The sequence below is a fragment of the Salinibacterium sp. TMP30 genome (genome assembly GCF_038397785.1).
Taxonomy (GTDB): domain Bacteria; phylum Actinomycetota; class Actinomycetes; order Actinomycetales; family Microbacteriaceae; genus Rhodoglobus.
The window spans coordinates 100,189-112,732 of the sequence record NZ_CP151642.1; the positions used below are offsets into that span (position 1 = coordinate 100,189).

The window sequence follows — 12,544 nt, forward strand, 5'->3', positions numbered from 1 at the left end:
CTGATGAGCAGATACGCGGGAGCACAAGACGTCTACGACATTTTGGAGGCAGAGGGACTTCTTGCCTCGCAAGGACATCAAGTGTTCCCGAAAGACCTGACTCCGGGCGCTGAGTCGGTGCAGGGCGTTCTCTATTCGACGTCGCTCTTTTCCGATATGAGCGTGGCCTCGTATTACATCGAGATCTTCTACCTCAAGGGCCAGAGCTTTCAAACGAACACCCAACAGATGCACCAAGCTCGAGCGGACGACGAGAGTGTACTCGTCGCGCTTGCTGCAGAATCGTGGTGCGCGATTCTTACGCGCGGGGATGTGGACGCGGACATCCCCGGGAACATTGCGGACCTCGTGCTCGAAGCGCTTGGTGAAGGCGAAATTGTGTGGAGTCGCCAAATTCCCGAAGCGGAGTGGTTCACCTCGCCATTCGCAAACACCGGGGACCTGCTTTCTGTGCTCGAAGGCCGGGAATTCGGCTTTAACCGTCGGTCTCTCGATGACGCCGCCAACCTCATCCGCGCCGTCCTGTATCCCGATTGATGAGCTCAAAGTCACGAGCGCGGCTGTTCTGAATCGTCTGCGTCGCGAGCAAGAGCGACGCAAGGATTCTTGCTCAGAAATCTCACGCGACAAGTATCCGCGTGGTGTTGATGCTCCCCCATCGACCCTGTTGGGCTTGCGCCGAGTGGAGTCGACAACAGCGCACTTCCTCGACAACCCGCCCGCAATACAACCGAAGGACACCTAACAGTTGGTCATTTTCACTTTCGTCGTGCAGGGCGTGACGGCACTAGCCATCATCTTCGCGGCATGGCAATTGCTTTTTCACGGTTGGCAAATGCACCGGGAATTTGAGCAGTTGTATGTCTCGCGCTACTGGGTGCTCATGGATCAACGCTCCGCTCACTTCGCGATCACAGGGCATGCTCGTAAGCGTGACCGCCCGATCGTGCGTGGCTATCTTCAACTGTGCGAAGACGAGATCGATCTTCGCCGGCTCGGTAGAGTCACCGATAACACTTGGGGATTCTGGACAGTAGCGACCTTAGATCAAGTTGCAGCACCGGCTTATTCGAAGGAACTAGCCACGCTCCGTCGCGATGACTATCACTTGCTGCGTGAACTTATACGTACCGAGGGCGCTGACCCGCTTCGAAGGAACTGGTGGTGGCGCAAAACCCACGGTTTGTAGCAGTCGCGCCTTCCAGCTCCGGTCACGAGACGTCGGCAGTGCCCTCAACAAGCGAGATAAACCGACTCAACGTCGCTACCCCCTCCGCGGTCTGCGGCAGCGAGTCGAGCAGTGCGGGCGAGTAGACGAGGTACGCCGCCCACTGGGCGCGCGAGATGGAGACGTTGAGGCGGTTGCGGGAGAGCAGAAAGTCGAGGCCGCGCGGCACATCGTCGGCGCTCGAGGCGGCGAGGCTCACGATCGAGATCACGGCTTCTCGGCCCTGAAACTTGTCGACCGTGCCCACGACGACGCGCGAATAGCCCGCAGCATCGAGGCGACCGCGGATGAGTTCCACCTGCGCGTTGTAGGGCGTCACCACGATGATGCCGTCCTCAGCGAGCGGCTTCGGGGTGCCGCCGGCCTGCGGGGTCCAGAGGGCTCCGAGGTGTTCGCGCACCAACTCCACCACGCAATCCGCTTCCTCGCTCGCGAACGTTGAGTTGTCGACGTGAGCGGTCGGAACCGAGTGCAGCCCAGGGGCGACACCGGCGAGCATCCGCCCCTCCGTTGACGCGTGCGAGCGCAGCAGTCCGTCGTACGAGAGTTGCGAGACGGGGCGCGTGACGGCCTCATCCATGCGGCGGCTCTCCTCCAGGAAGTAGCCAAAGTCATCCGGAAGCACCGCCAGCTCGCCGATCACATGACCCAGCGCCGAACCATCAACCGGGGCCGGATGGATGCCCTGGCTCACCTGCGGAAGCTGCTGCGGGTCGCCGAGCAGCAAGATTCGTTTCGCGCTCGCCGCCACACCGATCGTGTTCGCGAGCGAGAACTGGCCCGCCTCATCAATAACGAGAAGATCGAGCTGCGCTTGCTGCACACGCTTTCGGTTCGTCATATCCCAGGCGGTGCCGCCGATCACATACCCCGATATGGCGTGCTCGCTCGCGTAGGCGCGGTGCCCATCCTTGGGCAGCTCACTGAACGGCCCCTCGGTGTAATAACCGGGCCCGAACTCGCCCGGCACCGCCTTCGCCACAAGCTCAGGGTTCACATCGGCGTCGAGCACCACCGCGTCGAGAACGTTCTCGACAACCTTGTGCGATTGCGCGGTCACCCCAATCTGCCAGTGGTGCTTCTCGATCAGTTCTCGGATGACGTGGGCGGCCAGATAGGTTTTGCCCGTACCGGGTGGACCCTGCACGGCGAGGTAGCCGCTCTCCATCCCCAGAAGCGACGCGATTACGGCACGCACGCCGTCATCCGGACCCGTCATTGATTCCAGCGCACTCGATGCCGCGGGAGCTTTGCGCAACAGAAGATCAGACATGGCATCGGCGGGCCACTCCGGTGCGGCAGCAACAACGGTCTCGCCCCAGGCCTCAATCGCGGCCACAATACTGTCGGCGCGCGGGGGTGGTCCGGGCGTGATGTGGGTGGGCATTTCCTCCCACGCGGCAATCTCATCCGGCCGAGATTCGACGACGAAAATGCCCCACTCATCCTCGGGCTGTTCGGATATCCGAACGCCGCGAGCAAGGCGCGCTCCCGGTCGGTGGCCGGGAGGGGAATAGGGGAGCGGGTCACAATAGACAAGGAACACGTCGCTACCCGGTCGCGGCGCACTGCTCCCCGGCGCCCACTGGCCGTGAAGGTGCAGGTGACGCCGTTCGTTGCGCTGCTTGCCCTCTTTATGCCAATCGCGGGCAAGAGACGCACCCTCGACGACGAAGACGCCACGAGTGTCTTCCCACAGTTCGGAGGGCTGCTCGAGGCGGTCAAAGTGTTCCCACCAAAAACTCTTTACTTCGCGCCGGTGATAGTCGATCGCAGCTGCGGCCATCAGATAGGCACTGGCGGCAGCGTCATCGCCGCGCTCGGCTGCACTGTTGCCGAGAGCCTGCAGCTCAACATCGAGCTCGCTCGGTTCGAACGGCCTGACGTCGAGCTCCGTTTCGGCAGCATCGACTTTCACCCCCTGCACCTCGGGCAGGGCCCGCAGCCAATCGCGCAGCTTCAGCGTTGAGACGCAGTCGTACTCGTTGTAGCTCGCAATCGCATCCCGAATCTCGGTCGCCCGCCCAATATTGCCGTTCTCCGCTTCGGTGCAAGAGTCGACATACTCGTCAATGGAATCGGCGGCATTCGTCACACCGGCGCGCACATCGTCGCGCATATAGAGCGGTTCAAGTTTCTTGATGGAATACGACGGGGTACCGATTCGCAGCGCTCCCATCACCACCGGGTACAGATCAACGAGCACACCATCGCGCAACAATTGGTCGACAACATCCTCACCCTCACCGTGGCGGGCGGCGATGCTCAGCAGATGAGTTTTCTCATAGCTGGCGTAATGATAAATGTGGAGGCCCGGATGCTGCTGCCGGCGCTTCGTCACAAAGTCGAGAAATGACCGCAGGGTGGTTCGTTCCTCGGCGTGCGAGTGAGCCCACAGGCAATCGAATTCGCCCTCGGCGTCGACCCAGCCGAACAGGTAGTCGAGGCCCCAGATGGGGACCCCGCCCACACCGGGCTCCGAATACATCGGATCGCCCTCGAAGTCGAAGAAGAGATCGCCGGGGTTGGGTTCGGGCAGGCTTGCGATCGGCAGCGGGTTCGTCACAACAACGGGAGGCATTGCGTGCTCATCAGTGGGATCAACAGAGTGTTGCAGTTTTGCCTGAAGGTGCAGTTTTGCAAAGCTGGCCTTCGGAATGCTCAGACTTTCGGGCCGCTCCGCCGTTTCGGCAAGATCGCTGAGAGTGCGGATGCCGGCAGCCATAAACTTTGCCCGCTGGCCTGCGCGCAGCCCCGCCACCGTAACGAGGTCATCGGCAGCCTGCGCGGGTTCCTTGCAGAACTTGCAGCGCCCATCCCGCGCATACCGGTCGTCATGCCACTCAACCGGAACGCCTCCAGCGCGGTGCTCGGCAATGATCGCGTGCATGCGCGCCCGACGCCGACGGAAGACGGGGGCGATGTCGGCAACCTTGGCGGTCTCCGACTTATCGTTGCCAAGGATCAGTTCGACGGTGTCATCGACCGGCACGCCAAGCTTCTGAACCTGTTCGTGATAGGCCGCCAACTGAAGAAGCGCGGTGACCCGCACGTGGCGCGAGAGCTTTGAGTCAACGACGCGGTAGCCGCCATCCGGCTGGCGAACAAGAAAGTCGGCGTAACCAATGAACGGCAACTCGGGGTCGGATTCGTCAAAGAACACGCCCTGAAAAACAACCGGAGCACCGTTCAGCAGGGCGTTGCGGGTTCGGGTGGCGTAGTCCCGCAGAATTTTTGCGTCACGCCCGGGCGGCTTATCGAATTCCACCATCGCGTCGCCGAACTCTGCACGATAGCGATCGCGCAGTCGTGCCTCATGCGCATTGCCGAGGGTTGCGGCCCGCATCAGCATCGCATCATCGTCGGGCAGCGGATCGGTCGACCAGCCGAGCCGCTTATCGAGCACGCGCAGAAAGCCAAACTCGCAGTTCGAGGCTTGGGTGAGGTCGCTGGCGCTCGTGACGAGCGCTGCGTTGGTGGCGGTCGTGGTGCCGGAGTTGGAGTCGGTGTTGGGGAGAAGGTACATGTCAGAATAAGAATATGGTCAGCCGGAGACATCCGGTTGGCTGGGATCGTTGCTGGTCCTGACGACCGAAGATCTTATCCATGTGCACGTAAAGCATCGGTTTGGTAATCATTCTGCCGGTCTGAGTCATGCCCGCACCTCACTGTGTGTACCGCAACCAGAGACGCACGGATATCTCACGGTATCGCGAATCACTCCCAAGATCAGCGGTACGCTCGCCCCCAATGTCAGGGGCGTCATGGGCATCGAACCGCCGGCTAGGAGCCGCCAACGTCCACTCTCTCGTGGGTTGGCCGATACCAATGCAGCGTGTTCAGTGGAACCCCGCACCGCCCCATAGGCTAGAACGATGACTGGCAGCGAAACCCTACGCTCACGACGCTTCTCAACTTTGGCACCCGAGCGCGAGCCGAAGCTGGCGTTCCCGCCACACGGCAGTGCACTAATCGGCCCGGTTGACGCTCCCGGACTGCATGTAATGACCTACAACATCCGTCGTCGCGTGCCTCAGCTGATGCCGAATAGTCCCGACCTGTGGGCCCGACGCAAACCGCTGATGAGACGCCTGCTTAACGCTGAACAGCCAGCTCTGATCGGAGTGCAGGAAGCGCTGTTCCGGCAGGTACATTTTCTGCGTGATGCACTCGGTGAGCATTACCACTCCATCGGGTACGGGCGCGAAAAGAACACCGGTGGCGAAGGCTGCCCCATTTTTTACGATTCCCGGCGCCTTCAGGTAGTCGAGTGGCGGCAGGTGGCACTCTCCGACACCCCGAACGTGCCCGGCTCTACCTCATGGGGCAACCGCACGCCCCGCATCACGGTAGAAGCGAGCTTTCTCGACCTCGCCACCGGTGTGCAGTTTCAGGCCATCAACACCCACCTCGACCACCGATCCCGAAAAGCGCGACTTCGTTCCGCCGACGCCCTGAGAAACATGGTGGAGGCGTCGCCGCATCCCACAATCATGACCGGCGACTTCAACACGGATGCCGACACCGACCCCTACAACCAGCTCACCGGGAAAGGTTTGCTGTGCGACACGTGGAACACGACCGAGGAACGACTCACGCGAGGATGGGGCACATATCCGAACTATGGACCACCACGGCTCGATCGCAAACGCATCGACTGGATCCTCGTGACGCCCACCGTTGCTACGGTCACTGCGGGCATTAACGTCACGCGGTATCAGGGTGGGTGGCCGTCAGACCACGTGCCCGTGCAGGCCGTGATTCGTTTCGCCGGTGGCAACTAGGACCGCGCACTAGAGGTTCCCCACAAGCGATTGCGCGGCCCGCTCACGATTCACCTAATCTGGGCGAGTGAACCTGATCTTCCGCACCATCCTCCATCGCATTCTGAGCCCGCGTCGATCGGCATTGGGAGTTGCCGATGTCGGAACCGTCTCGTTTCGAGTGCTGCCAACCGATATCGACGTGCTGCGCCACCTGAACAACGGCGTCTACTTTTCGATCATGGATCTCGGCCGCATGGACCTGCTGATCCGTTCAGGCGGTTGGCAGAAGCTTTCCGCCAAGGGTTACTACCCGGTCATGGCCAACGAGACCATGAGCTTTCGCAAATCGCTGAACCTGTGGACGAAGTTCGACCTCGAAACACGGGTTGTCGGCTACGACGAGAAAGCAGTTTTCGTTGAACAGCGTTTCGTCGTTGGCGGCCAAATCTACGCCCAGGCCATGACCCGTGCACGCTTCCTCAAACGTTCGGGCGGCACCGTGAGCGTTGCCGAACTGCTCGACACCATCGGATGGGATGCCCCACAACCCGCCATGCCCGACTGGGTGCAGGAGTGGGCCAGCCACGTCGCGCTGCCCGTCAGTCGCGTCGACGCCCCCAGCACCTGGGAATAACGGACTGGTTCAGTGCCGCACCCCAGCGCAGCTCACTCTCTACTCCGGAGCGAACGACTGCACAACCTGCTCAAGCACGGCGCGGCACGCCACGATTGACGGCCGGCTCACACTCGATTCGCGCACCGAGGTGAAGACGGTTCGGCGGGGCAGCCCGGGCATGGGCCGCAACTCGATGGTGGGGGTGCGGCTGCCCCAGACCAAGCCGGGCAAGATTGCGGTGGCATGGCCAGATTCGACGAGTCGGATGTGGGCCTGAAGGTCGGCAGTTTCGAAGCGCACATCGGGTTCGATTCCCGCTCGCCGGCACTGCTGTTCTGCCCAGTGACGGGATGCGGTGCCGCGGGGTTCCATCACCCAGGAGCTACCGGCGGCGTCGGCAAGAGTGCTGATGCCACTGCCCGCTGGCACGGCGAGGGAGAGTTCGTCGGCATAGAGCGGGATCATGTCGAGGTCTGGATGCCGGGGGGCAGCGTGCCCGGGGTATTGTTCTGCGATTACAAGGTCGAATTCGCGGGTCCAGGTTTCGAAGAGGGCGCTTTCGGGTTCGCGTTGGGTCATTTCGATCCGGAGCTGGGGGTGTTCGCGGGCGATCACACTGAGAGCTTGGGGGATGATGCCGAGGGCTGCTGACTGGAATACCGCGAGGCGCACAGTTCCGCGCACTTCTGTGAGGGAGGAATGGATTTCTGCTTCCATTAGTTCGAGGCGTTCGAGCAGCGCAACAGTGTGTTCGACGAGGAGTTCTGCTTCGGGGGTGAGTTGCACCCGCCGACCCGCTTTAACCAGCAGGGGAACCCGCGCTTCGTCCTCGAGAAGGGCCAATTGTTGGGATACTGCAGAGGGTGTGTAGCTGAGTGCACTGGCCACTGCGGCGATGGTTCCTCGCAGTTTGAGTTCCCGCAAAAGCCGCAGTCGTCGAACATCGAGCATCGGCACTCCAATCGTTAACTTATTCTAAGCGATACCGTGCGAATTCCGTCGCTTTTGCTAAAGGCAGTGTGGGGTTCAGACTGAGACTTCAAGTCATTACCCCGTTCGGAGGCCTATTCTCGTGAGCATGTCAACTCTTGCCGACAACCTCGATGCATCACAACAGCAGATTGCCGAACAAACGGTAACTACGGTTCGCCGATGGCTGGCAGAAAGTGAAGAGTTTCCGACCGATGCGAGTGCTACCCGCCTCGCCGGAGTGCTGAAAGACCCCAACGGGCTCGAGTTCACCCTCGGCTTCATCGACACCGTTGTTCGCCCCGAAGACCTGCGCGTCGCCGGCCGCAACCTTGAGCGCCTTACTCACATCATCCCGGCGTTCCTGCCGTGGTACCTCCGCTTCGCAATCCTCGTTGGCGGTGGCTTCGCGCCACTGCTGCCCTGGATAATCGTTCCCATCGCCCGCCGGGTGCTCCGCGGCATGGTCGGCCACCTCATCATCGATGCCACCCCGGCCAAGCTCGACAAAGCCCTCGTTCACCTGCGTCGTGACGGGGTAAACCTCAACCTCAACCTGCTCGGAGAAGCCGTACTCGGCGACGACGAAGCAGACAACCGCCTTGCTGGCACGCGTGCACTGTTGCAGCGGGATGACGTTGACTACGTCTCCATCAAGGTGTCGTCGGTCGTGTCGCAGCTTTCTATGTGGGCCTTCGATGAGACCGTCGACCGTGTTGTCGACCGCCTCACCCCGCTCTACCTTCTCGCGCTGCACGCGCCAGAGAAGAAGTTCATCAACCTCGACATGGAAGAGTTCAAAGATCTCGACCTCACCATCGCGGTATTCGAGAAACTGCTCGACCAGCCAGAATTGCTCGAACTTGAAGCAGGCATCGTGCTTCAGGCGTACCTTCCCGACGCCCTCGTCGCGCTTCAAGCTCTGACCGAGTGGTCAATTGCTCGCCGCGCTCGCGGCGGTGCAGCCATCAAGGTGCGCGTTGTAAAGGGTGCAAACCTCGCAATGGAGCACGTCGACGCGGTCACGCACCACTGGCCAATGGCCACCTGGGGCACCAAGCAAGACAGCGACACCCACTACAAGCGGATGCTCGACTGGGCATTCACTCCCGAGCGCACAGATGCTGTACGCATTGGTGTTGCCGGCCACAACCTGTTCGACATTGCGTTCGCGTGGCACCTCGCTCAAGAGCGTGGCGTGACCGACGGTATCGAATTCGAAATGCTGCTCGGAATGGCGACAGGCCAAGCAGAAGCCATCAAGCGCGACGTCGGCAGCTTGCTCCTCTACACTCCCGTCGTTCAGCCAACCGAGTTCGACTCCGCCATCAGCTACCTCGTGCGCCGCCTCGAAGAGAACGCCAGCACCGAGAACTTCATGTCTGGACTGTTCGAACTCTCCAGCAACGAAGACATCTTCGTGCGCGAGCAAGACCGCTTCTTGGCATCGCTCGCGAACCTCGACTCGGAAGCTCAGACATCCAACCGGGTTCAGGACCGCAGCGAGCCTGCCGCACTGATCGGCGACCGCCCGTTCGACAACGTCGCAGACACCGACCCCGCAATCGGCGAAAACCGTGACTGGGGCCGCGCAATCTTGGCGCGCAGCGCAGACTCGCAGCTCGGCATCGACACCGTCAGGGCTGGTGCCGTAAGCACGCACGAGCAGGTGACGAGCATCATCGAGTCGACAACCGCTGCAGGACGCAACTGGGGTGGGATGCCCGCCGCCGAGCGTGCGGCAATCCTGCACCGTGCCGGAGACGCGATTGAAACATCCCGCGCCCGACTCATCGAGATCATGGCCAACGAAGCGGGCAAGACGATCGCTGAAGGTGACGTTGAAGTAAGCGAAGCAATTGACTTTGCGCACTACTACGCTGAGCGCGCCCTCGACCTTGAGGCGATCGACGACGCCACGTTTGTGCCCTCAGCACTCATTGTCGTTACCCCACCGTGGAACTTCCCCGTGGCAATTCCTGCGGGCAGTGTGCTCTCGGCGCTCGCCTCAGGCAGTGGCGTCATCATCAAACCCGCCAAGCTTTCCCAGCGCAGTGCCGCAGTGATGGTCGAAGCGCTCTGGGAAGCCGGAGTGCCGCGCGAGGTTCTCGTCTTTGTTGACCTGAAAGATCGTGAACTCGGTCGCACACTGATCTCTGACCCCGCCGTCGACCGCGTCATCTTGACAGGGGCGTGGGAGACCGCCGAAATGTTCCGTTCGTGGCGTCGCGACCTCCCAATCCTTGCTGAGACCAGCGGCAAGAACGCGATCATTGTCACCCCCAGCGCAGACCTCGACCTTGCGGTTGCCGACGTAACCAAGAGCGCGTTCGGACACGCAGGACAAAAGTGCTCCGCGGCATCCCTCGTGATTTTGGTTGGCTCGGTTGGCACAAGCGAACGCTTCGAGCGTCAGCTTGTCGACTCGGTGCGCACCCTGCGTGTTGGGCTACCCCAAGACCCTCTCACCATGATGGGCCCGATTGTTGAAGCTGCTCAGGGCAAACTCCTCGGTGCGCTAACCACCCTCGCTCCCGGCGAGAGCTGGCTCGTGAAGCCACGTCAACTCGACGACGAAGGCAAGCAGTGGACCCCCGGCGTGCGCACCGGTGTCGCCGCTGGCAGCGAATTCCACATGACCGAATACTTCGGGCCGGTGCTCGGAGTGATGCGCGCCAAGAACCTCACCGAAGCGATCGCCATGCAGAACGCGGTGGACTACGGCCTGACGGCGGGCATCCACTCGCTCGACTCCACTGAGGTTGCTCGCTGGCTTGATGAAGTGCAGGCAGGAAACGCCTACGTGAACCGCGGAATTACTGGCGCAATCGTTCGCCGCCAGCCCTTCGGTGGTTGGAAGCGGTCCACAGTCGGATGCAGTGCCAAAGCTGGCGGCCCCAACTACCTGATGACGTTGGGTCAGTGGAAAGCCGTTGAGCAGCCCGCCGCACGCGACATTCAGGTGCGCGGACTCAGCGATCAGGTGTCGTCGGTCATCAAGAAGGCTCAGTCGGGCATGGAGTTCGACGAATTCGACCGTGTACGCCGTGCCGCCGAAAGCGACCAGCGGGCCTGGGAGACCGAGTTCGGCATCAGCCGCGACGTTTCCGACCTGGGGGTGGAGCGCAACGTGTTCCGCTACCGTTCGGTGCCGGTCACGATTCGTCTCTCCGAGGGTGAACCCATGGGTTACCTGGTTCGGATGATCGCGGGCGCAGCTCGTATCGGCTCGACCATCCACATCAGCTCGGCCATTCCGCTGCCCTCGCTGCTCACCGAATCATTCGAATCCGGCAACGCAGTATCGGTCGCCGACGTCGTTGTGGAATCGGATACCCGGTGGATTGAGCGTGCCGCCCGCGGTGAGCTCAACACCAGCCGTGTTCGCCTCATCGGTGGTTCAGCGGTCGACTTGGCGGAGGCGGTTGAGGGAAACCCTGACCTCGCCGTCTGGTCGGGGCCGGTTACCACATCCGGTCGCGTCGAACTGCTGATCTTCGTGCACGAGCAGTCACTGTCGATCACCGCACACCGCTTCGGAAACCCCGACCCGGCCATGGCCGCATTAGAGGTCTAACAACCCAACAACCGGTCGGCGCACACCGCGCAAATCGGCGAATTGTGGTGGCCGTCGTTTAGCCTAAGAAGATGATTCCTTCGATACCGTTGAACGACGGCCACAGCATTCCCCAGCTCGGCCTCGGCACCTGGCCCCTCAGCGATGCTGAGGTCGCAATCGTTGTTCCCACTGCGATCGAGCTCGGCTACCGACACATCGACACGGCCGTGAAATACGGCAACGAGGCGGGCGTCGGCGAGGGCATCCGGCGCAGCGGCATTGACCGCGACGAACTCTTCATCACCACCAAACTCGACGGCGGATTTCAGGGTGAAGACCGTGCCATCGATGGTTTGCGTGAGAGTCTCGAACGCCTTGATCTCGAGTACGTGGACCTACTGCTCATTCACTGGCCGCTGCCCGACCGTGGCGAGTTTCTCTCCACCTGGCGCACCTTTGAGAAACTGCACGCTGACGGCTTCGCCCGCTCCATCGGCGTCTCAAACTTTAGGCCCGCCCACCTTGATGTGCTGGCGGATGCCGCAACCACCGTGCCTGCCGTGAACCAGGTCGATCTTTCTCCGACCAACGCTCGCCTCGACGACCGCGCCTACCACGACTCCCGCGGAATCGTCACGGAAGCATGGAGCCCCATCAAGGGTGTGCTCGACCAACCAGTGTTGCTCGAGATCGCCGCAAAGCACGAACGTTCAGCGGCACAGATTGCACTGCGGTGGCACCTGCAAAATGGCATTGTGGCGATCCCGAAATCAGCCAACCCCGAAAGGTTGGCCGACAACATTGCGATCTTCGACCTCGAACTCGACTCCCGCGACCTCGAAGCGATTGCCGCTATCGATGTTCCCGGGTCTGGCGTCGATTCTGATGTCACCGGGCACTAGCCTGCGGCAGCGGTTGGCGTTCGGGTAGCGCGGACGGGCGTTGACGCTGCTGAAACTCAGCGCTGCTGAAACTCAGCGCTGCTGAAACTCAGAGGTGCTGGAGCTCAGCGCTGCAGCGCGGTGCTCACGAAGCGTTGTGCGTCATCCGCAGTGATGCCGAGTTCGGTGGCGCGGTCGGCGTAGGCTTTGGCTTCAAGTTGGAGCAGCGCGGCGGCGTCGCCGGGGCGAGCTTTCACGATGGTGCCGTTGCGGCCACGCGAGAGTAGAAAGCCGTCGGCTTCGAGTTCGCGGTAGGCCCGCGCCACCGTGTTGGGGGCGATGCCGAGGTCACTGGCCAGTTGGCGGACTGTCGCCAGCTTGGTGCCGGCCAGTAGCTCACCGCTAGCAATCTGTGCGATCGCTTGAGCCTTGATCTGTTCGAATGGCGGGATGGATGCCGCGGTATCAATTTCGAACGTGACCGGACTTTCGGTGGGGGTGCGACGCCACGATTCAGCCATTCCT

Annotated in this window: 9 protein-coding genes; 6 read left to right on the forward strand and 3 right to left on the reverse strand. The window is 61.6% G+C overall.

All coding sequences use genetic code 11. The features are described from left to right. Positions 1–3 precede the first annotated feature (3 nt). Together AADH44_RS00410 and AADH44_RS00415 are read left to right on the forward strand one after the other, a co-directional pair. Entirely contained in the window at positions 4–537 is a 534-nt protein-coding gene (locus tag AADH44_RS00410) for a hypothetical protein (RefSeq protein ID WP_341953392.1), read from the forward strand. A gap of 211 nt (positions 538–748) precedes the next feature. Next, a complete protein-coding gene (locus tag AADH44_RS00415) occupies positions 749–1,189 on the forward strand; it encodes a hypothetical protein (RefSeq protein WP_341953393.1) in 441 nt (146 codons plus the stop codon). Positions 1,190–1,211: 22 nt separating this feature from the next. Here AADH44_RS00415 and AADH44_RS00420 read toward each other — a convergent pair whose 3' ends face one another. Then, positions 1,212–4,754 carry a TM0106 family RecB-like putative nuclease gene (locus AADH44_RS00420; protein WP_341953394.1) on the reverse strand — a complete coding sequence of 1,181 codons (3,543 nt, stop codon included), beginning with the start codon at positions 4,752–4,754 and terminating at the stop codon, positions 1,212–1,214. Positions 4,755–5,103: 349 nt separating this feature from the next. Between AADH44_RS00420 and AADH44_RS00425 the strand changes: the two genes are divergently transcribed. Together AADH44_RS00425 and AADH44_RS00430 are read left to right on the forward strand one after the other, a co-directional pair. After that, positions 5,104–6,012 (forward strand): endonuclease/exonuclease/phosphatase family protein, encoded by a 909-nt coding sequence (locus AADH44_RS00425; protein WP_341953395.1) that lies wholly within the window; start codon positions 5,104–5,106, stop codon positions 6,010–6,012. Between the two features lie 67 nt (positions 6,013–6,079). Beyond that, positions 6,080–6,628, forward strand: coding sequence for a thioesterase family protein (locus tag AADH44_RS00430; RefSeq protein WP_341953396.1), 549 nt, complete (start codon positions 6,080–6,082; stop codon positions 6,626–6,628). Between the two features lie 39 nt (positions 6,629–6,667). Here the strand turns inward: AADH44_RS00430 and AADH44_RS00435 are convergent, their stop codons facing one another. Next, the gene (locus tag AADH44_RS00435; RefSeq protein WP_341953397.1) at positions 6,668–7,561 is read right to left on the reverse strand and encodes a LysR family transcriptional regulator; all 894 of its coding nucleotides are present in this window, start codon (positions 7,559–7,561) and stop codon (positions 6,668–6,670) included. A gap of 127 nt (positions 7,562–7,688) precedes the next feature. Between AADH44_RS00435 and AADH44_RS00440 the strand changes: the two genes are divergently transcribed. Next, positions 7,689–11,156, forward strand: a complete 3,468-nt coding sequence (locus AADH44_RS00440; protein ID WP_341953398.1) for a bifunctional proline dehydrogenase/L-glutamate gamma-semialdehyde dehydrogenase — start codon at positions 7,689–7,691, stop codon at positions 11,154–11,156. A gap of 71 nt (positions 11,157–11,227) precedes the next feature. Next, on the forward strand, positions 11,228–12,040 hold the full coding sequence (locus AADH44_RS00445) for an aldo/keto reductase (RefSeq protein WP_341953399.1): 813 nt from the start codon (positions 11,228–11,230) through the stop codon (positions 12,038–12,040). Between the two features lie 104 nt (positions 12,041–12,144). Here AADH44_RS00445 and AADH44_RS00450 read toward each other — a convergent pair whose 3' ends face one another. Then, entirely contained in the window at positions 12,145–12,540 is a 396-nt protein-coding gene (locus AADH44_RS00450; RefSeq protein WP_341953401.1) for a GntR family transcriptional regulator, read from the reverse strand. Positions 12,541–12,544 lie beyond the last annotated feature (4 nt).